The 20,755-nt window shown below is 42.0% G+C and carries 21 protein-coding genes and 2 pseudogenes; 8 read left to right on the top strand and 15 right to left on the bottom strand.

Annotated elements, in window-relative coordinates; genetic code table 11:
- Positions 1-118: 118 nt before the first annotated feature.
- The 6 genes from A1QC_RS03700 to A1QC_RS03675 form a co-directional block, all read right to left on the bottom strand.
- Positions 119-1,090, bottom strand: a complete 972-nt coding sequence (locus tag A1QC_RS03700; protein WP_017025526.1) for a 2-hydroxyacid dehydrogenase — start codon at positions 1,088-1,090, stop codon at positions 119-121.
- Between the two features lie 170 nt (positions 1,091-1,260).
- Positions 1,261-1,815: a hypothetical protein gene (locus tag A1QC_RS03695; RefSeq protein ID WP_017025525.1), complete on the bottom strand. Its 555-nt coding sequence runs from the start codon at positions 1,813-1,815 to the stop codon at positions 1,261-1,263.
- A 150-nt stretch (positions 1,816-1,965) separates the two neighbouring features.
- The gene (gene cyoE, locus A1QC_RS03690) at positions 1,966-3,009 is read right to left on the bottom strand and encodes a heme o synthase (protein WP_017025524.1); all 1,044 of its coding nucleotides are present in this window, start codon (positions 3,007-3,009) and stop codon (positions 1,966-1,968) included.
- A gap of 35 nt (positions 3,010-3,044) precedes the next feature.
- Complete coding sequence (locus A1QC_RS03685; protein ID WP_017025523.1) at positions 3,045-4,130, bottom strand: COX15/CtaA family protein; 1,086 nt, start codon at positions 4,128-4,130, stop codon at positions 3,045-3,047.
- A gap of 45 nt (positions 4,131-4,175) precedes the next feature.
- The gene (locus A1QC_RS03680) at positions 4,176-4,751 is read right to left on the bottom strand and encodes a hypothetical protein (RefSeq protein ID WP_017025522.1); all 576 of its coding nucleotides are present in this window, start codon (positions 4,749-4,751) and stop codon (positions 4,176-4,178) included.
- 7 nt (positions 4,752-4,758) lie between these two features.
- On the bottom strand, positions 4,759-5,643 hold the full coding sequence (locus tag A1QC_RS03675) for an SURF1 family protein (RefSeq protein WP_017025521.1): 885 nt from the start codon (positions 5,641-5,643) through the stop codon (positions 4,759-4,761).
- A gap of 10 nt (positions 5,644-5,653) precedes the next feature.
- Here A1QC_RS03675 and A1QC_RS03670 point away from each other — a divergent pair, with 10 nt between their 5' ends.
- Positions 5,654-5,884: a DUF2909 family protein gene (locus tag A1QC_RS03670; protein WP_017025520.1), complete on the top strand. Its 231-nt coding sequence runs from the start codon at positions 5,654-5,656 to the stop codon at positions 5,882-5,884.
- 90 nt (positions 5,885-5,974) lie between these two features.
- Here A1QC_RS03670 and A1QC_RS03665 read toward each other — a convergent pair whose 3' ends face one another.
- The 5 genes and pseudogenes from A1QC_RS03665 to A1QC_RS03645 all read right to left on the bottom strand — a co-directional run bounded on the left by A1QC_RS03665 (position 5,975) and on the right by A1QC_RS03645 (position 12,466).
- Positions 5,975-6,919 (bottom strand): cytochrome c oxidase subunit 3, encoded by a 945-nt coding sequence (locus tag A1QC_RS03665; RefSeq protein WP_017025519.1) that lies wholly within the window; start codon positions 6,917-6,919, stop codon positions 5,975-5,977.
- 52 nt (positions 6,920-6,971) lie between these two features.
- Complete coding sequence (locus A1QC_RS03660) at positions 6,972-7,679, bottom strand: cytochrome c oxidase assembly protein (RefSeq protein ID WP_017025518.1); 708 nt, start codon at positions 7,677-7,679, stop codon at positions 6,972-6,974.
- 111 nt (positions 7,680-7,790) lie between these two features.
- Positions 7,791-9,353: pseudogene (gene ctaD / locus A1QC_RS03655) on the bottom strand (cytochrome c oxidase subunit I); the annotation flags it as partial.
- A gap of 281 nt (positions 9,354-9,634) precedes the next feature.
- Positions 9,635-10,726: pseudogene (coxB, locus tag A1QC_RS03650) on the bottom strand (cytochrome c oxidase subunit II); the annotation flags it as partial.
- A 402-nt stretch (positions 10,727-11,128) separates the two neighbouring features.
- Positions 11,129-12,466, bottom strand: a complete 1,338-nt coding sequence (locus A1QC_RS03645) for a PLP-dependent aminotransferase family protein (RefSeq protein WP_017025515.1) — start codon at positions 12,464-12,466, stop codon at positions 11,129-11,131.
- Positions 12,467-12,640: 174 nt separating this feature from the next.
- On the opposite strand from A1QC_RS03645, the gene A1QC_RS03640 reads away from it, so the two are divergent.
- The 5 genes from A1QC_RS03640 to A1QC_RS03620 all read left to right on the top strand — a co-directional run bounded on the left by A1QC_RS03640 (position 12,641) and on the right by A1QC_RS03620 (position 16,895).
- Positions 12,641-13,525, top strand: a complete 885-nt coding sequence (locus A1QC_RS03640) for an NAD(P)-dependent oxidoreductase (protein ID WP_017025514.1) — start codon at positions 12,641-12,643, stop codon at positions 13,523-13,525.
- A 12-nt stretch (positions 13,526-13,537) separates the two neighbouring features.
- Positions 13,538-14,323, top strand: a complete 786-nt coding sequence (locus A1QC_RS03635; RefSeq protein ID WP_017025513.1) for a sulfite exporter TauE/SafE family protein — start codon at positions 13,538-13,540, stop codon at positions 14,321-14,323.
- A 380-nt stretch (positions 14,324-14,703) separates the two neighbouring features.
- Positions 14,704-15,942 (top strand): serine/threonine transporter SstT, encoded by a 1,239-nt coding sequence (sstT, locus tag A1QC_RS03630; protein ID WP_017025512.1) that lies wholly within the window; start codon positions 14,704-14,706, stop codon positions 15,940-15,942.
- 259 nt (positions 15,943-16,201) lie between these two features.
- Positions 16,202-16,612 carry a hypothetical protein gene (locus tag A1QC_RS03625; protein WP_017025511.1) on the top strand — a complete coding sequence of 137 codons (411 nt, stop codon included), beginning with the start codon at positions 16,202-16,204 and terminating at the stop codon, positions 16,610-16,612.
- A gap of 10 nt (positions 16,613-16,622) precedes the next feature.
- A complete protein-coding gene (locus A1QC_RS03620) occupies positions 16,623-16,895 on the top strand; it encodes a peptidoglycan DD-metalloendopeptidase family protein (RefSeq protein WP_017025510.1) in 273 nt (90 codons plus the stop codon).
- 9 nt (positions 16,896-16,904) lie between these two features.
- Here A1QC_RS03620 and A1QC_RS03615 read toward each other — a convergent pair whose 3' ends face one another.
- Both A1QC_RS03615 and A1QC_RS15750 read right to left on the bottom strand, forming a co-directional pair.
- Entirely contained in the window at positions 16,905-17,444 is a 540-nt protein-coding gene (locus A1QC_RS03615; protein ID WP_017025509.1) for a peroxiredoxin-like family protein, read from the bottom strand.
- A 186-nt stretch (positions 17,445-17,630) separates the two neighbouring features.
- Positions 17,631-18,158: a type II secretion system protein gene (locus A1QC_RS15750; protein ID WP_017025508.1), complete on the bottom strand. Its 528-nt coding sequence runs from the start codon at positions 18,156-18,158 to the stop codon at positions 17,631-17,633.
- Positions 18,159-18,464: 306 nt separating this feature from the next.
- On the opposite strand from A1QC_RS15750, the gene yghU reads away from it, so the two are divergent.
- Positions 18,465-19,319: a glutathione-dependent disulfide-bond oxidoreductase gene (gene yghU / locus A1QC_RS03605; protein WP_017025507.1), complete on the top strand. Its 855-nt coding sequence runs from the start codon at positions 18,465-18,467 to the stop codon at positions 19,317-19,319.
- An 85-nt stretch (positions 19,320-19,404) separates the two neighbouring features.
- Here yghU and A1QC_RS03600 read toward each other — a convergent pair whose 3' ends face one another.
- Positions 19,405-19,848: a YtoQ family protein gene (locus tag A1QC_RS03600; RefSeq protein WP_017025506.1), complete on the bottom strand. Its 444-nt coding sequence runs from the start codon at positions 19,846-19,848 to the stop codon at positions 19,405-19,407.
- A gap of 70 nt (positions 19,849-19,918) precedes the next feature.
- Positions 19,919-20,212, bottom strand: a complete 294-nt coding sequence (locus tag A1QC_RS03595) for a putative quinol monooxygenase (protein ID WP_017025505.1) — start codon at positions 20,210-20,212, stop codon at positions 19,919-19,921.
- Between the two features lie 74 nt (positions 20,213-20,286).
- Here A1QC_RS03595 and A1QC_RS03590 point away from each other — a divergent pair, with 74 nt between their 5' ends.
- A complete protein-coding gene (locus tag A1QC_RS03590; RefSeq protein ID WP_017025504.1) occupies positions 20,287-20,691 on the top strand; it encodes a VOC family protein in 405 nt (134 codons plus the stop codon).
- The last annotated feature ends 64 nt before the right edge of the window (positions 20,692-20,755 follow it).

The raw sequence follows: 20,755 nt of genomic DNA, 5'->3' as shown, positions 1-20,755 counted from the left end.
AGATAACCGATATATACCCAAAATAGTGAAAGGAGTGGCTTTCATTCTGCATGCTCTGGCAGCTCTGGTGATCGAATTTAATGGTAAATGGCTAGATTACAATCCAGCCTTTGGGTTCTCAAAAAGCCTCTGCATTCGCACAATTTTCAACAATATTGCCTTGTAACGCTGCATGCACATTACTTATCGCACATTGAACCATAAGCAGCCGTGTTTGAGCGGTAGCTGACCCAACATGAGGCAGTAAAACCACATTATCGAGTAACATTAATGGGGAACTGGTTGGCAAGGGTTCTACTTTATACACATCCAAACCTGCCGCTCGAATTGATCCCATGGATAAAGCATTCACCAACGCCTCTTCATCCACAACATTCCCTCTTCCTCCATTAATAAAAATAGCAGAAGGCTTCATTAATTCGAATTCTCTTTGACCAATCAATAAATCCGTTTGAGCGTTAGCCGGTAAGATTGAACATACAAAATCAGATTGTTCTAACAGGTCATCTAAACTCAATTTAGTCGCAGAAAGGTTTTCTTCTGCTTTGATATTGTGGCTACGATTGTAATAATTAATATTCATATCAAAGCCACAATGAGCACGTTTGGCCAGTGCATAACCGATTCGCCCCATACCAAGTATTCCAAGCGTTTTACCATGAAGATCAACGCCGAAATGTTGCTCTTTAATGCTGCCTTTCCAATCTCCTCTTGTGACTAGGTTATTCAATTCTGTGGTGCGACGAGCCGTGCACATCATTAAGGCAAAGATAGTATCTGCCGTAGTATTGGTCACTGCATCAGGGGTGTGCATTAACGCAATCTTGCGTTGGTTAAGGTATTCAATATCAAAGGCATCAACACCAGTTGATATCGTCGAAACCACTTGCAGATTCTGAGTATGCTTTAGTTCGTCGTATCCCAGTTTTACGCTGGCACCAATTAATGCATGAGCGGTCTCTATTTCAGCAAGAAATTGCTGACGATTGGTATCACTGATACCGTCAAAATAAATCAAATCAAAGTCTTGGTTTAACTTCTCAAACTCAGCTTCTGGAATACGCGTATACAGCACGACCTTTTTCTTCATTTTAAATCCCTTAGTTACGTTAACCTATCCACATGCAGCTTCACCACCTTAGCGGTTTCCATAGCCAATATTCAACCAATCATTTATTTAGCATTAGGTTCGTCACTAAAACAAAAAATCGCAGCCAATATATGGGCTGCGATTTTAGTAATGAAACAAAGAATGATGATTTAGCTAGGATCTTGTGCTTTTTCCACTAACTCATCTTTTTGATCCATCAATTCATCTTTCTTATCCGTAACGTTATCCGCGACTTGTTCTTTTTTACTGGCTAGCACTTCCGCTATACCTGCAAAATTATCTGCAAGCTGCTGGGCTTTCTCAACAGGGTATTTTTGAGAAAGCGATGTTTTGAGATTCTCTTTTAAGTTATCGACAACCGCTTGTTTATCCACATCAGAAGCGGCGTTACTAAGCTTCTCGACGGAACCCGCAAGTTGTTTTAACTCGGGGAAAAGATTGGCATCTTTCAAAGGCGCAAGCAGGTGAATGTCCTCTAAACTTGCATTATCTACTTTAGTATCTAACGTGGTGATCAGTGAATCTACTTTGTCTAAGGTTTCTGCGCCACGTTGATATAACGGAGCAATGGCTTCATCTTGAGCAAAGCTTGTCACTTTATCGACGGTTAAAAACAGCAATACCATGATGATGACAATCGGCAATAATAAACCACTAAATAAGCCGACAAAAAAATTATTAAACCCTGAACCAAAACTCTTCATTGTTATGTGTGTTCCCAAGTTATAAAAATAAGTGTTATATACCCAAGTAACGTCAAAGTGCAGTATTCAATGTTTTTGGGTATAAATTTAGAGTAACTCATCTTGTTGAAATTTCAAACTTATTCACTTTACCCATACCAATCACACGCATCATATCAAAACGTAATGGTCCACCAGCAAAGCAACAAATAATCCCATTAAGTGATAGATCGAAAATTTAAATGTTTCCATTGCGCTATTAGGTTTAGGGAAATATTTCAACTCACAAGCTTTATAAATAAACCCAAATGAAAGCAAGGTGCTGATCACTGCGTATACCGTACCACTCATGCCAACCAGCACAGGTAAGAAGCAAATTAACGCCAACAACACGGTATATAACAAGACGCTGGTTTTGGTGAATTCCACACCATGAGTGACTGGGAGCATAGGGATATCTGCTTTGGCATATTCATCTTTACGGTGAATCGCCAATGCCCAAAAATGGGGCGGTGTCCAAATGAAGATAATCATTACCAGTAACCACGCATGAGCATGCAGATCATTGGTGATCGCAGTCCAACCTAACAGTGGCGGCATCGCTCCTGCAATTCCTGCAATCACAATGTTTTGCGGTGTCGCACGTTTTAGGTAGAGCGTATAAATCACCGCGTAGCCAATTAAACTGGCGAACGTGAGCCATGCGGTTAATCCGTTTACCCAAAAATACAGGCTAGCAAAGCCAACAACACCAATAACGCTCGCAAAAGTGAGCACTTTCCAACTTTGCATTTCCCCTGACGGTAATGGGCGCTTTTTCGTTCTCGCCATTAGGCCATCAATGCGTCGATCAATTAAATGGTTGAGCGCAGCAGCAGAACCCGCCATTAAACCAATTCCCCATAACCCCACCACCAACGCTTGCAAAGGCAACTTTCCATCGGTCGATAAGCACATACCCACCAATGCGGTTAATAGCATCAACATCACCACTTTGGGCTTAGTAAGGGAGTAATACAATCGGCATTGCTTCATCCAGTAAGCTTTACTGAATACCGTTGATGGCGCTTTAGGTGTGGCAGTTTGTCCGCTTTCGGAATTCGCTTGATGTGGCAAAGAAGGGTTAGTCTGTAATGCTAACCTTGATGACGTTTGAGCATGTTCAGTGCTTCGGCTATCTCTTTCTGGAAAAGGAATCACATTAGACTTTGGCATTTCCCTACCCTCCTAATGGTTCAAAGTGTGGATACTTATACCCTTCTTGCTTCCGCCATTGCTTGGCGATTTTCTCTTGGTGCAACTCGTTGCTGTTTCGCCAATAAACCGAAAGCGACACCAATAAACACTACATTTAACAATAGCAGGGCTGCGACCAAATTGTGGGCTACCGCTAAAATAACCGGCAATTGAAGCATAACATTTGTGATCCCTAAGCCAATTTGTATAAATACCAACATGATCAAGGCTATTCCTGCCACTTTAAACGCAGAATTCAACTTATGAGCGATCACACGACACGCTAACCAGATCAAAGTGATGGCGGTTAATACCGCGCCAATTCGATGCATGATATGAATGGTCATTCGAGAGGAATAATCCAACACGCCATATTCGTAGCTATCATTATTCATTAATAGAGGTTGTTGAAAGATGGTGAATGCCCCTTTGAAATTCAATGATTGCCACCAATTACCGTTGCAGACAGGAAAAGAAGTGCACACTAAAGCCGCATAATTGGATGAGGTCCATCCTCCGAGCATGATTTGCATCAGTAAGATCACCATCCCAAACCAAGCAGCCCGTTGCAATGAAGGAAGATGCTGAGTATGAAAAGAGGAAGAAATAGAACTCAGCCACGGATGCGGTTTCATCACCAAGTAAAAAACCAACAATAGACACAAGAGAGTAAAGCCACCAAGTAAATGAAGCATCACGATAATCGGCATTAGCTTAAGCGTTACTGTCCACATTCCTAAGGCCGCTTGAAAGATAATCAGCACCGACAACACACAAGGCCACATTTTTGGCACGCTTGGTACTTTAAAGCTCAACACTAGAATGGCGGCAATCAATAAGCCTAATGTACCGGCCACATACCGGTGCACCATTTCTAGCCACGCTTTATAAGGTTCGACACTATGCTGCGGGAATAAGCTGTTGGCACGTACGATTTCATGGTTTTGCGTCGGTACGGTTAGTTGTCCAAAACATCCCGGCCAATCAGGGCAACCTAAACCAGCATCCGATATTCTCGTATAAGCGCCTAATACAATCACGATTAACGTTAAGCCTATACTCACTTTAACTAACCAAGCTAATGCCGATTCTGCTTTCATACGCTCTCCACCATGCTTTCTGCCTGAAACCTCAATTCACAATGCTTACCCTACTCGAGACAGCTTAAGCAGCTTACGCAAGTCGCTTAATATATCTTTGCTTTCATCGGGTAACTTCTCGATTTGTTGGCTACTTGGGTAACGCATCACCCATTGCCCAAGCGGATCAATAACCAAAAAATTAAAGCCTTGAATTTCATCACTCGGCTGGCTTGCCAACACCGTAATAAAATCCTTTTTTTGACCGGTGCTTTCAAGTAATGCCGATGTATCGCTATTGGGTTGAACGATCACCACACTGACCACTCTTGGTTGATCTTTTCCTAAAGCAATGTGCGATTGTTGCAATAAATGAAGTTGTTGCTGGCACACTTGAGTACAACGCTCAGGAAGCACATAAGCGACTTGCCATAAATGTGGGGCGGGGTTTTCCATTCCGATAGAGGCATAATGCATCGTAGGTGTAATGAGTATCCCTTTATTTGTCACGCCAGATTGATACCAGTGCTGAGATAAAATTAATTTTGCGGCGATTATGGGTAGCGCAAATACAAACAACATAAGCCACAATACTTTTTTGCCAGAATACCCTTGTTTCATCTTAACCACCGAGATAGTCATATTGACCTCACTTTAAAATTTTAGCCGAATGGCGTGACTGCCGATAAAGCTTATAACCAAACCAACAGGCTAACATCAACAATACTGCCGCCATTGAAAACCATTGTATTGCGTAACCAATATGCTTGTCTGAAGCCATAGACACTGGTTTCCAAGGGTGAGGTAAGTCCTTACTAACTTCGCCATCAACATTCATCATTTTCACTAAAGACAGCGGCTGAATGGCATAAGGGAAAAGCGTTTTATCCCATCTTGATTCAAGCGCATTCATCGATAAATTTTGAATTCTCAATACCGCTTGTCCCGCTTGGGTAGTCATTTTTTCAACCATGAGTCCTCGGCTCATCGGGTTATCTTGTCTGCGGTACAATCGCCCTTCAATCCGTTGAGGTGTCACCACATATCCAACAGGAGGTAACACCCTTCTGTCTCGGCTTCCCGGCACAAATCCTAGTTCCAATAACGCAACCGCATAATCACTAAGCTCGCTCACATCAATTAATTGAAAGACCAAGTAACCCACTTTTCCTTCATAGGTTTGGTTATCTAAAAAAACCAAATTAGGTACCGTATTCATTGAGCTTACGTCTTGTACTTTGGATTGCTTATTTTGTTGGTCAGTTTGTTGCTCGGCTAGTTGCTGTGCGGCTTGTTGAAAAAATGGCGTTACGGTTAACTCAACTTTTATTCCCGTTTGAGGTTGGCTTTTATCGTCTTGCCAATCGGTCAATGGTATCGGGCGTTCACTCATTCTTTGCTCTAATGCTTGCTCCATTGCGAGTTTTTGATGCCCACGATCAAGTTGCCAAAAACCTAATTTGACCATCAACATAAACAGAGCCACAGTTACTACAATCAGAAAAATCTTTTTGATGCTGATCTTTGTACCCATAGGAGGCTCCATGACCATCATTTTCGTATTCAAACTACTGTTGGTGCTGCTGCTATTGTTCGTCATTTTCAACCTTGGTAAAGCTTTGTATTTAATGGTGAAGCAAAACCCAGATGAACAAAATACCGTTCCTATGAGCCATTTTCTCGGCAAGCGGCTTATCTTCTCCGCCTTGGTCATAATCCTTTTACTTCTAGCGATGGCAACCGGGCTAGTCGCCCCGAACCCTCGACCTTATTAAGCTGTTGTTTACTCAGCCAACACTCTATTACTCTATTTTCTATCCATTCATTTTTTATAACCTTACCTCAAGGCTAATTTAAGGCACTCACTACAAAACATAGACGAAAATAAACAAGGTCAACCACACCACATCGACAAAGTGCCAATACCAACTGCCGGCTTGGAAAGCAAAATGATCTTTCGGGGTAAAGTGATCAAAGGCAATACGCCCCAATAGAACAATTAAAAATAGCGTTCCAAGTGTGACGTGTAATCCATGAAACCCAGTCAGTAAGAAGAAGGTATTTCCATACACACCAGATTGTAGCGTTAAATTCATTTCTTGGTAGGCGTGTGCGTATTCTTGACCTTGATAAAATAAGAAGGCAATCGCCAGCACAATGGTAATTTCAAGCCATACGATAAGTGCTGTACGTTGGTTTTTTTCCAAACTGAGCTGCGAGAAATGCAATGTAACAGAAGAGGTTAACAGGATAATGGTGTTCATTAATGGCAGTCCTTGCCACGGCATAGCTTCCGTTGTGACACCGCTTGGCGTACTTACCAATGGCCAGATCGCTTCAAAAGCGGGCCATAAAACCTCATTGGTCATCGCATTATTGGATGCGCCACCCAACCAAGGCACAGAAATCATTCGGGCATAGAACAAAGCGCCGAAAAATGCGCCAAAGAACATCACCTCTGAAAAGATAAACCAACTCATGCCTTGGCGAAACGAACGCTCTATTTGATGAGAATAAAGACCGGACATTGATTCTTGGATCACATTACGAAACCAGCCCACCAGCATGATCACAAGAATGACAAAACCACCAAATAGTGAAAAGCCGCCTACATTACTTAAAATGCCTTTTGGCTGAAGATAAAGCCCTGCGCCAACCGCAATCAAAAATAATGCAAACGCGCCTACGATTGGCCAGTTGCTTTCAGAGGGAACGTAATACACTTCCGGCTGACGAGTTGCTGAAGTCGCCTGTTGGTTGCCTGAATAGTTCGCATGAGAAGCGTTGATCGCTTCATTGGTTTTGTTCATCTTGGCTCTCCTTAGAACGAATCAATTCATTTGAAACGAACTTGGATGTCTCTTAGTTTGAGCGAACGACTTTGGCGCTCCCCTTGCTCATAGTGGCACTGGTGTTGCTCCTAGTAACGCTGGCATTACTCACGCCAGAAGTGCCTTCTTCTGTGCTTTTTCCTGTGGCTCCGCTTTCAGTTATATCAAATAAAGTATATGACAAGGTTAAGCGGTTAATCGAAGCTGGCAGGTCATTATCAACATAAAAAATGACCGGCAGTTCCGCTTCCGTTTTTGCTTCAAGCGGCTGATGGTTAAAGCAAAAGCATTCAATTTTATTAAAGTGTGTGGCGGCTAATCCAGGGGCAATCGACGGAACCGCTTGTCCAATCATCGCACTGTTCCCTAAGTTAACGGCGCGATAACTAGTGCGAATCACCTGTCCGGGGTGCACATCCATTTGCGCTTCAACCGGTTCAAATGTCCACGGCATATTCGGGCTGACTTGCGCCATAAATTGCACCCGAATTAAACGTGATTCATCCACCTGTATCCCTTGAGAAGAAGCCGCTACCGTGTTGGTTTTGCCATTAATACCGAGTTTTTCGCACATAATGTCGTACAAAGGCACGAGCGCAAACCCAAACGCAAACATTCCCACCACACCTAACATTAAGTAAACAATCAACTTTTTATTGCTTACTGGCTTACTCTCAACCGGCTTACTGTCGGCAGGTTGTTCACTATCAATTTGATTATTCGGATCTGGTTTATTCATAACAGAATCCTTTTATGCCCTGTATTTTCATACCTTAAACTTTCAGTATGGGCGCGGTGGTGACGCTTTCGTTCGGCTCAGTTTTGACAACCTTCTCTCACAAACTAATCACTAACCTTCGATCTTAGGTGGTGTTGAAAACGTATGGTGCGGCGCAGGGCTTGGTACGGTCCATTCTAACCCTTCAGCTCGCTCCCAAGGTTTGGCTGGTGCAGGCTCGCCGCCTTTTACGCATTTCACAACAATCACCAAGAACAGCAATTGCGATAGCCCAAAGGCAAAACCTCCCAGCGATACGATCTGATTCACATCGGCAAATTGAATCGCATAATCAGGAATACGCCTTGGCATTCCGGCTAAACCTAAGAAATGCATTGGGAAAAATAAGACGTTGACGGAAATCAGCGAAAGCCAGAAATGCCATAAGCTAAGAGTTTGGTGATACATATTTCCTGTCCACTTCGGCAGCCAATAATATGCAGCGGCCATGATCGAGAACACCGCCCCCGTCACCAACACATAATGAAAGTGCGCCACCACAAAGTAGGTATCATGATATTGGAAGTCAGCAGGCACAATGGCTAGCATCAAGCCAGAAAAGCCCCCAATGGTGAACAACACAATAAAGGCTATCGCAAATAACATTGGGGTTTCAAAAGTGAGTGAGCCTCGCCACATCGTCGCGACCCAGTTAAATACTTTCACCCCTGTCGGCACGGAAATCAACATAGTGCAGTACATAAAGAAAATTTCAGCGAAAACTGGCATTCCGGTTGTGAACATATGGTGCGCCCACACTAAGAAAGAAAGGAAAGCAATCGCACAAGTAGCGTACACCATCGAATGATAACCAAAGAGCCTTTTACCGCTAAATGCTGGGATAATTGCTGAAATGATGCCAAATGACGGCAAAATCATAATGTACACTTCAGGGTGTCCAAAGAACCAGAATATATGCTGGAACATCACCGGATCGCCCCCACCCGCGGCATCAAAAAAGCTCGTACCGAAGTATTTATCGGTTAATACCATGGTCACCGCGCCAGCCAATACCGGCATTACTGCAATCAATAAGAAAGCCGTGATCAGCCATGTCCATACGAACATTGGCAGCTTCATCCAATCCATACCGGGTGCACGCATATTCACTATGGTCACAATCACGTTGATCGCGCCCATAATCGAACTGATCCCCATAATATGAACAGAGAACACAAATAACGCGGTACTGTCAGAGCTAAATGTCGTCGATAACGGTGCGTAGAATGTCCAACCAAAAGCAGGGCCACCACCGGGCATCAACAACGATGACAGTAAAATTAAGAACGCAAAAGGAAGTATCCAAAAACTGAGGTTATTCATGCGTGGCAGAGCCATATCTGGCGCACCAATCATCATCGGGATCATCCAGTTCGCTAGCCCGGTAAAGGCTGGCATAACCGCGCCAAACACCATAATAAGGCCGTGAACTGTCGTCATTTGATTAAAGAAGTGCGGCTCGACTAATTGCAAACCGGGTTGAAACAATTCAGCTCGGATCACCATCGCCATGGCACCACCCGTAAAAAACATGATCAAGCTGAACCATAAATACAAGGTACCTATATCTTTATGGTTGGTGGAATAAATCCAACGCTTAATGCCTTTAGCAGGGCCATGATGATCGTGATCTTGTGCATTCACATGTTCTGTTGCGTTGATATCGGCAGCCTTATTTGTCTCGGCTGTGGTATCAATAGAAGGAGAAGGGTTCATTGTGCCTCCGTTTGACTATTTTGTGCCGAGTTGTTTTTGGCAAAGCTCATCATGTTAGGGCTATTACTCTTAACGACATCGCTTTCAGAATTATTGCTCTTAAAAACTTCGCCTTCTAAGCTCTCATTTTTAGGCTGATGACTGGCTGAATTGCTGTCGGTTGAACTCTCTGTAAGCTCGCCATTAGTAAGCACTTGCTTCACATCTGAGGCTTGAATACTATCGCCTGTATCATTACCCCATGCGTTTCTTTCATAAGTCACTACGGCAGCAATTTCTTCCTCATTCAACTGGTTAGCAAATGCCTGCATTGCTGTCCCCGCTTTACCATGCAACACGATATTAATGTGTTCAGCTTTATCACCTAAAGCGATTGGGCTGCCTTTTAATGCAGGGAATACATTAGCAATACCTTGTCCATTCACTTGATGACACACACCGCATCGCTCGTTGTAAACGGTTTCGCCCATCGCCATCAACTCATCCAAACTGCGCGTCTTACCTAAAGCTTTTTCAGCTTCCGCTTTTTTAGCGGCGGCAATTTGTTTTTGCTCTACCAACCAAGAATCAAATTCATCTTCGGGTAGGGCTTGAACAACAATGGGCATAAAGCCGTGGTTACGTCCACACAACTCAGCACATTGGCCACGGTAAATACCCGGTTTATCAATCTTGGTCCATGCCTCATTAATAAAGCCCGGAACCGCATCTTTCTTCACCGCAAAATCTGGCACCCACCAAGAGTGAATAACATCATCAGAAGTCATTAAAAAACGTACTTTACGGTTAATTGGCAGCACCAATGGGTTATCCACTTCCAATAAGTAGTTTGCACCCTTTTCTTCTGTACCTTCGATTTGTTTCTGAGAAGTCGTTAAGAAGCTGTAGAATTCTACGCCTTGATCAAAGTAGCGATAATGCCACTTCCATTGCGATCCAGTGACCGTCACCGTTAATTCATCTTGCGTGGTATCTTCCATCGCAATTAACGTTTTGGTCGCAGGGATCGCCATAAGCACCAAGATAATAATGGGTATAACTGTCCAAAGGATTTCTACTTTAGTGCTTTCATGGAAGTGAGCAGCAACTGCTCCGCGAGATTTTCGATGCCGAACGATCGAATAAAACATCACACCAAACACCACGACAGCGATGGCGCAACAAATATAAAAAATCAACATGTGAAGGTGATACACCTTCCCGCTAATTTCTGTTACCCCTTGAGTTAAGTTAAATTTGGTTTCGGCTGGTATTGCGACCATTGGAACCAAAACCATTAAGCTCACTACCATTCGAGTGAACGCAATAGCGTTTTTGCGCAATCTATCCAAGATTCCCCCTCGTCCTTCAATATTTCCCACTTATTATGGCGATACGCCTTTGTTTTAACGTGGAAAATGGTTACCGATTTTTATCGTTATTCGGAGCGAGGAGCACACAAAACACCTAGTGAGCAAGAAGCTCCATAATGAGGTATGTCATGGTGTCAGGTTTAATTGGCACCACATCATCTAAGTTCATAACGGGTACGGCTTTTTATAAAGCTAGTTAGTGATTTCATATTGTTCAAGAAATAACCGAAAGCAATGTTGTTATTTGCGCGCAATACAATGAATGCCATAAAAGATGGTCGCACTATTGGGGTTTATATCAAAGCTCCTCAATAGTGCGGTATAAGAGTGGCGTTTTTATATTTAAAAAGGGAAAGTAGTGATTTTTGATTCTAATAAATTTTGCAAAATTCTCAGCCCTTCTTCTAACTGAGCTTCGCTACTAATTGACATCAGTGATAATCGAACATGACGAGATTCGTGTCCAGTGGCATCAAAATAACTACCACTACTGATAATCACATGACGATTTTTTGCTTCTGCAACAAAACGCTCAGATGTCCAATGTAATGGTAAAGGAAGCCATATGTGGTAGCCCGTTGATCTACATTGGATTGTTGGCAAGATTTTACGCGCGATCGTTTGCCGTTCAAATGCTGTTTTACGCTGTTGCTCTGCAATTTTAAAAGCTTCACCAGATTCAATTAAATAGGTTGCGGCTATATAGTTTATCGGTGGTGAAAGCCAAATATTTGCTCGAATATGAGCATTAAGCAATTCTACGTGGCTCTCTGGAGCCTTAATATAGCCACATCTCATTGCAGGGCTAAGCGCTTTGGACAACGCGGAAATATGAAAAGCTTTCTCCGGTATAAAATTACTGATAGCAGGAATTGGCCTTTCATCCAGAAAGCAATAAATGTCATCCTCAACTAACCAAATATCTTTTCTTTTTATGACTTCCGCCACTTTCCTGCGACGCACTTCAGGCATAGTAATACCGGTGGGATTTTGATGCGAAGGGACAATTACAACCAGCTTTGGTTTCCACTCATCGATCACAAGCTCTAACGCCTCAGGTGAAACTCCATGCTCATCCATTGAAACTTTTACCACTTTACGCCCCGATAAACTCGCTATCGCCAATGTTCCAGGGTAAGTCTTCTCCTCTACTGCAATCGTATCTCCCGGTTTGGTTAGAGCGTGAATGAGGAGTGAAAGTGCATGCTGCGCCCCATTCGTCAGTAAAGTGTTATCAACCGACCCACCAGTTAAACCAAAATATTTAGCCCAAGCAACCCCTGCCTCACGATGATTTTCATGGCCAGTATGTTCGGTATAACCAATAAGGCTTGCGGTTAACTTTTCACTAGCGACTTGATACGCTTTTTGCAATGGCACTACATTTTTATACAAACAAGGTTGAAGAATAGAAAAGTTAAACGTTTCCTCCATTTCTGAAGCTTTAATTGCAGAGTTTAAATTGGATTCCCCACAGACAAAGCTTCCTCTCCCCACAAAAGATTCAATTTTTCCTTTATTCGAAAGAAGTTTATACGCTTTTGCAATCGTAACAGGCGTCGTATTCAACTCATCCGCAAGTACTCTATGAGTTGGTAACTTAGAATTAAGTAAATATTCCCCATTCTCAATTCGCTCCTCAATAATCTGAGCAATTTTGCTGAATTTACTGCTACTCACTCTTATCTCCTATCCCAATTCAAGCACTAAGTATAAACCTTGATTCACTTTCATGTCTTTTTAAAACACATATCCTATTTCAATTAAAATAAATTGACATATGTCATTAATCTGAATTACATTAAGAACCAGCGCTAATTGACATATAAACTAATTTAAAAGAGAGCAATTCACATGGAAAGAAATAATTGTGTCGCGTTTATTGGCTTAGGTGTAATGGGCTACCCAATAGCTGGTCACCTATCTAAAGCAGGATTCAATACAACGGTTTATAATCGAACAGAATCCAAGTCGATAAAATGGGTTGCTGAATTTTCTGGTGAGTATGAAAAAACGCCACGTCTAGCAGCGCAAAATGCCGAAGTCGTGATTGTATGTGTCGGTAATGATGACGATGTAAGAAGCGTTATTTATGGCAAAAATGGCGTGTTATCGTCGATGAAACCAGGAGCTACTTTAATCGATCACACCACCACTTCCGCTGAATTGGCAGTAGAACTGGCACAAGCTTGCTTAGCCCAAGACATTCACTTTATCGATGCTCCAGTATCCGGTGGTCAAGCTGGAGCAGAAAATGGAGCACTAACCGTCATGTGCGGTGGTGAACAAAGTACGTTTGAAGCTGTACGCCCAATTCTTGATAACTATGCAAAACAAATAACGTTGCTAGGAGAGCATGGGCAAGGACAGCGCTGTAAAATGGTCAACCAAATATGTATTGCAGGCATATTAAAAGGGCTAAGTGAAGCACTTTTACTCGCCAAGCAAGCAGACTTAAATATCGAGCAAGTCGTAAGCGTACTTAAACATGGCGCTGCTGGATCATGGCAAATGGAAAACCGAGCAATAACGATGTCGCAGAATAAATTCAACTTTGGATTTGCTATCGACTGGATGCATAAAGATCTGAAGATCTGTTTAAAAGAAGCAGAGAAATATAATTTGCTCCTACCATTAACATCAAACGCCTATAAGCAATATGAAAACCTTCAGTCACTTGGGCTAGGTCGCATGGATACTTCTGCTCTGATCAAAGCCTACGACGCAGCGCAACAATAAGGGATATGACGAATGGACTGGTTAGGAAATGATATTACATTTTGGATACTCGTTGCATTAATGGTGTCAGCATTTGCTGCCGGTTTCATCGACAGTGTGGCCGGTGGTGGTGGATTAATTCTAGTACCCTCGTTTATTCTGGCGGGGCTGCCTCCTCATCTTGCACTTGGTCAGGAGAAAATTGTCAGTACACTTGGCACCATAGCAGCCATTCGAAATTTTATACGAAATAAGCGAGTAGTATGGACAGCCGTTGCAACAGGTATTCCTACAGGACTTGCTGGTGCCTATGTTGGAGCAGAAGCCATTTTGTATTTTGACCCCGACACCATAGGAAAAATCATTTTTGCCATGTTACCAATTGGTATCGTGTTGTCCTTTATCCCTAAAAATAGTCACTCCACTTCAAATGAGCAGACAATCAGTAAAGGTACGATTTGGTTTGGAGTGCCCGCAGCGGTTTTTGTCATTGGTTTTTATGATGGTTTCTTTGGCCCTGGCACTGGTAGCTTCTTAATTTTAGCACTGCACTATTTGCTAAAGTTTGATTTAGTATCGGCTTCTGCTACGTCAAAGCTGTTTAACTTCTCATCAAACATTGGGGCTTTGATTGCATTCATCATTGCTGGTAATGTCTTGTACATGTTGGCTATTCCTCTAGTCATCATGAACCTATGGGGCAACCACGTTGGAAGTACTTCCGCTTTAAAGTATGGCCCTAAACTAATACAACGAACAATATCTCTTTCACTAAGCCTTTTAATGTTATCTCTAGGGTATAAATTTTTTATCGGTTAAACCTTAATATTTCATTAACTTCATTGTTCTACATACCGAGTTAAGCAATTGCACAGCTCGGTTTTTTTTATCCTCATCAAAACTCAATTCAAATTTCTATTTCTTGCTTGAATATTCCAACCTCATTCACATCATCTCGTGCGCGCACAGAATCAGAAAAATTTTTTTCCCTTAATAATTTTCTGTGATATAAACCTGCGCAACATTTATTTAACAACATATAAACACGGTAAATGGTGTTTGTTGTTAATTCTTGTACTGATAAATCCGCTTTAAAGTAGACAGATTCACTACAGAAGCTATTATGGCTCTACCTAGATACGACTAGGTGAGTCAAACTGGATTTTGACTGACAATAAAATATAAAAGCAGGCTTAATTATGCAAAACAACAACTCGTTCATTTCTCGATTTGCCAATGGCAACTTGGTGCTACAAATTTTAGTCGGTATTATTGCAGGTATCGCCCTTGCAATGGTGTCTCCTTCAACCGCAACGAGCATGGCCATTATTGGTAACTTGTTCGTTGGCGCGTTAAAGGCTATTGCTCCTATCCTTGTTTTTGTTTTGGTTGCAGCATCAATTGCCAGCCAGAAAAAAGATTCAAGCAGCAACATGCGTCCTGTTATTATCATGTATCTCGTCGGTACTTTTTTAGCAGCTCTAACCGCTGTTCTAATGAGCTTTGCTTTCCCAACTTCTTTAACGCTTGTGAATGCAGCAACTGGTACAACACCGCCAGAAGGCATTGGTGAAGTATTAAATACTCTGCTATTTAAAATTGTTGATAACCCAGTCAATGCACTTGTTAATGCAAACTACATCGGTATTTTGGCGTGGTCTGTTGGTTTAGGTTTGGCACTTCGTCATGCAAACACAGCCACAAAAGACATGTTTAGCGACCTTAGCCACGGTGTTTCTGGTATTGTTCGCTTTATTATTCGTCTTGCTCCATTTGGTATTTTTGGCCTTGTGGCAACCACGTTCGCAACCACAGGTTTCAGCGCGATTGCAGGTTACGCACAACTGTTAGCGGTTCTACTAGGTTCAATGGCTATCATTGCACTTATCGTAAACCCACTGTTGGTATATCTTAAAACAAAGCAAAACCCATATCCGTTGGTATTCCAATGCCTACGTGAAAGTGGCGTAACGGCGTTCTTCACTCGTTCAAGTGCTGCGAACATTCCAGTCAACATGGCTTTGTGTGAAAAACTAAAGCTAAATGAAGATACTTATTCGGTTTCTATCCCACTGGGTGCAACCATCAACATGGGTGGCGCGGCGATCACCATTACCGTATTAACACTAGCAGCAGTCAATACGTTAGGTATCCCAGTGGATTTACCAACGGCTATTTTACTTAGCCTAGTGGCCGCTGTTTCAGCGTGTGGTGCATCTGGTGTGGCGGGTGGTTCTCTACTTCTTATCCCACTTGCTTGTAGCTTGTTTGGTATTTCTAACGACATCGCAATGCAAGTTGTAGCAGTAGGCTTTATTATTGGTGTCATCCAAGATTCAGCAGAAACTGGCTTAAACAGCTCAACAGACGTGGTGTTTACTGCAGCAGTTTGTCGTGCAGAAGAAGCTCAAGCGGCAGCGCAATCTAGCAAAGCTTAATCTTCAAAAGCAAAAGTGCATAATGGCCAACTGAATCATCAGCTGGCCATTTTTTATCGCTAATATTCTGTAATTTCACGCGTCCGTGCTTTCAATTTATCGCTTTGCTGAGAGGCAATCTAGAACGTACATAACCCTATTAGATTTACTTACTCTAATTTACCTATCGCCACCAACAACAAAGACACTCAACTTTTTATTGCAACGGTTTGCTATTGAGCGATACCATATAAAGCTAATTTTTTGTAAAGATCCCATTATGCCAGATGAAAAACTCGCTCTAGAGTGGATGCGCCAACAAGCACGTAAAGTTGATCAATACGTTGTAAACCCGTCATTTGATGAGTGTGTTGAATTACTTGAACCTGCTTTTAAAAAAGGAAAAAGTGTCGCTCAGTTGAAATTTCTACTGGGAGAAGCCGACCGTAGAGCGGGCGCTGCAGAGCGCAAACATGCTGCCTTAAAATACGCCAAAGAAAAGAACCCTAATGCAGGACAAATTCTGCGCCTTCAAAGCAAACTTCAACAAGTCCAGTTAGCGTTAAAGTTAGCAACTGGTGACAACAATATGACGATATCTCAGTTCTGTACTGAATATGATTTAACCAAGAAAGATGGCAATACAGCATGGCATGAAACACTGGTTCAACTGAGTAAGAAAAAGTCATGAGCTAGAAGACGTGATTTTTTATACGCTTTATGGCCACTTAGCGGCCTCATCATTAAACGCATTACACATTGGTAAAACCATAAAAGAAGGGGCAGTTTTCGCGACTATTGGGGATGTGAATGAAAATGGCGGTTGGGCTTCTCACCTGCACTTTCAAATCATTCGTGATATGGGTGAATACCTTAACGATTACCCGGGAGTGGTTGACCCAAATGAAGCAGATTTTTACCTGAAAAACTGCCCGAATCCTAACTGGATTTTGGGCAGAGATGATTTAGGCTAATTCGTTTGATTAATAATCGACAGTGCCACGGATTGGGTAGTTAGCTTCAGGGTTACGAATGAAGGCTAAGCCATGTAAAAGTGTTCCCAATTCTGGTCGAGTAAATGGCATATTAGAGATATCAATAACCTGAACTTGCCCTTTTTCATTTACAATAAATAAACCCGGTTCAGCAAAGTTATGATCCGTTTCTTGTTCCGAGCGCGGGCTAGAAATATACAGACCTAATGTTTTCATTTGATCTTCTGTTAGGCCATACGCAATTGGAAAGCTCACTTCTAGCTTTTGTAAATGTTCTTCTAATTGCGCTTTTGAATCCGCAGATACCGCAACAACATCAATACCAAGATCAGCCAATGCTTGTTTATGGCTTTCTAACTCATTTAAGTACTTAGTACATAAAGGACAATGCTTACCACGATACACCACCACAGCCTGCCATGTGGCATCACCATTCGGTTTACCAAGGGTTACGGTTGAACCATCGAATAGCGTTGATTCCAATACTGGAAAATCATCCCCAGCTTTTAACTTTACTGAATACGTCATACTGACTCCTGAGTGTAGATTTTATGTTGCTCTACCCTAGCATTACCAATACAAGATTCAAATCAAATCGCCTTGAGCGAAAATCCTGCTAGCGTAAAGCAACAAACCATACTTACAGACCGTATCACTTTCTTTTTTATTTCAAGAATATATCTAAATCACATCATGATGCAGAATTCCGAGCGATCACCCTCCAATGAAAGGAACCTCGAAAATCGGCATTCCACCACACTCTTCACCAATAAAATAACTTCGGGCTGTCATAAAAACATCACTGCCCAGTGCTGTGTATCCTGAACTAAAGTAGCCAACCACACATAAGGACTCAGGCTTTGTAATATCTTGCCCTGGGTAACCGAGCATTACGCACCCTGTTACACCACAATCGGCAGCTTCAAGATAAACTTGCCAATTCGCGTCTTCAACACCATCAACAAACTTGGTTAGATTTTCAAACGTTGCTTCTGGGTAACCATAAATGACCGCAATACCATCGACCGATCCCGACTCTTGGCTATCAATGCCTGCAACTGCAGACTTTCCAAAAACGATACCCGTTGCCGAATTAATTGCGCCACTCAATGCCTTTAATGTGGATACTCTCGCGTCATCTTGTAAGTTTAAAAATTTAGGCGCAGCCGTAACCGCTAAAATACCTAAAATCACAATCACCACGACCAATTCAATTAATGTAAATCCTTTACTTTTTAACATGATATTCCTTAAAACCATGATGTAACTGCTTTCTAGTGTATACCCTTAGCTACCTTATGCTGGCATAAATTTTGAGCAATATGTGAGGCGTCTATCTATTAAGCCATTGAATTTCCAACATTGTGAACGTCAAATGCGTTATAAAACCTCATAGGTTCCCATCCGTTAAATAACCTACTTAATATAAAAACCATCTTCCTCATAACTAAGTGTTCTGAACAAAAGTAACAATAAAACCTATCTATCCTTTTAATCTCGTAAAACAACCTAATATCTAGTTATGTAAGTAATAAACAAGGAATGATGATGACAAACGAATTCACACCACCAAAAGTTTGGACAAATGAGCAACAAGGCGGCACATGGGGCAGCATTAACCGACCGGATTCAGGTGCAAGACATGAACAAGAATTACCTGTAGGCAAACACCCTATTCAGTTGTATTCAATGGGCACGCCTAATGGCCAAAAGATCACGATTTTGCTAGAAGAATTGTTGGAAAAGGGCATTACTGAAGCGGAATATGATGCCTTCTTGATTAAAATTGGTGATGGCGATCAATTCTCATCAGGCTTTGTGGATGTAAACCCTAATTCAAAAATCCCAGCATTGGTGGATCGCAGTAGCGAAACTCCGATCAATGTTTTTGAATCCGGTTCGATCTTGTTTTATTTAGCAGAAAAGTTTGGTGCATTTTTACCAACGGCTATCGAAGATCGCACTAAAGTGATGAACTGGTTATTCTGGTTGCAAGGTTCTGCACCATATTTAGGCGGTGGTTTTGGTCATTTTTACCACTACGCACCAGAGAAATACGAATACCCAATCAACCGTTTTTCTATGGAAGCTAAGCGCCAGTTAGATGTTTTAGATAAGCAGCTTGCAAAAAATACTTATATTGCAGGGGAAGAGTACAGCATTGCTGATATGGCTATTTGGCCGTGGTATGGCAACCTCGTGTTAAACAACGCTTATAATGCTGCTGAATTCTTAGATGTAGAAAGCTATACCCACGTACAGCGCTGGGCAAAAGCACTTGCTGATCGCCCTGCTGTTCAACGTGGCCGCATTGTGAATAAACCGATGGGTGAACCTTGGGAAGCCATTGAAGAACGTCACAGCGCTGAAGATATTGATAAAGCGTTAAGCTTGAAGCCTTAGAATAACAAGCTACAAACTAACGCCTTTATTGAAATGTCAGTAAAGGCGTTTTCTTAGTAAGACGCCCATAAACAACCAACAACGCTTATTTCATCGTCAGCAAATACTCTAAAATATCGACAACTTGATCGGTTGTGGTTGCCCAAGCTTGCGCGGCAGCGTCCACTTCTTTAAGTGGGTGAATAATATCGTCGCTGTGTAGTGTAATGAATGGTTTATCTTGTGCGGCGCAATAACCCGCATCAAACGCAGCGTTCCATTGTTTGTATTTATCTCCGAAACGAATCACCGCAAGATCGCATTGCTTAATCAACGTTTGGGTACGAATTGCATTCACTTTGGCCGATTTATGATCTCGCCAAAAAGAATGACTTTCCTCTCCTAGCCCATCGCCTGCTGCATCACTGCTTCCATGATCGGTCACTGCTGAGGTAAATTGAATATCTAACCCTTTTTCTTCACAGCTTTGGATGATCTGCTCACGCCAATCGGTATGAATTTCACCTGATAAATAGACATTCCAACTCATAATCTTCCTCCTTGTTTATTCAATTTTACATAAGCCCTTGCCGACACAGCGATTGAGCTATAAAACATAGTTAATTTCTTTCAATGACATCGCAACGGATCACCGTGACATTTTCGACAATATCCGCCAAACCTTTACGACTTTCTAAATAATGGTGAGTCTCTTTATGCAGTGCTAAGCCGGATTCATTGGCATAAATTTCATAAAGGTAAAAATGATGATCATTTTTCTGATCTTCAAGAACATCAAAAGCAAAGCATTCCGGTTCATGTAAAACTGATGCTTTTGCGTTCGCTTTCATTATGGATAAATACTGCTCACGACAGCCTACTTTTACTTCATTTTTAACAATAATACAGAACATATTTCCTCCGTCATTCGCAAAATATGATAACATTGTATACAATAATGAGTACAAATTCACGTAGGGAGGCTAATATGCAACGACCAAAAGCATTTAATGGGCTACGACACCTTGCTTTAAAAGTGTACCAATTTGAAGAATGCCTGCATTTTTACCATGAAATCATGGGGATGGAGATACTACGCAGAGCGAATGACAATTTAGTTTATTTAAGCTGCGGTAACGATAATTTGTCTTTATCTCGCGCTCATCATCCTCAGGATTCGGGGCAACATAACCTTGATCATTTTGGTTTTATTGTCGATAGCAAACAAGATCTACAAAATTGGTATGACTTTTTACAATCACAAGGCGTCCCTCTACTCGATACCCCTCATGATCACAGTGATGGTGCACGCAGTTTTCATTGCACTGATCCTGCTAGCAATGTTGTTCAGCCTTTGTATCACCCTGCGGTTTCTGGGCAAAAATTACAATAATATGCGGTTAAAACGAAACAAACCCGATACTCCGATCGGGTTTGTTATGGCTTAATTGATGAAT

This window comes from Vibrio rumoiensis 1S-45 (assembly GCF_000286955.2).
GTDB lineage: Bacteria > Pseudomonadota > Gammaproteobacteria > Enterobacterales > Vibrionaceae > Vibrio > Vibrio rumoiensis_A.
The sequence above is the reverse complement of the archived record's forward strand: the minus strand, read 5'-3'. Positions and strand labels throughout refer to the sequence as shown.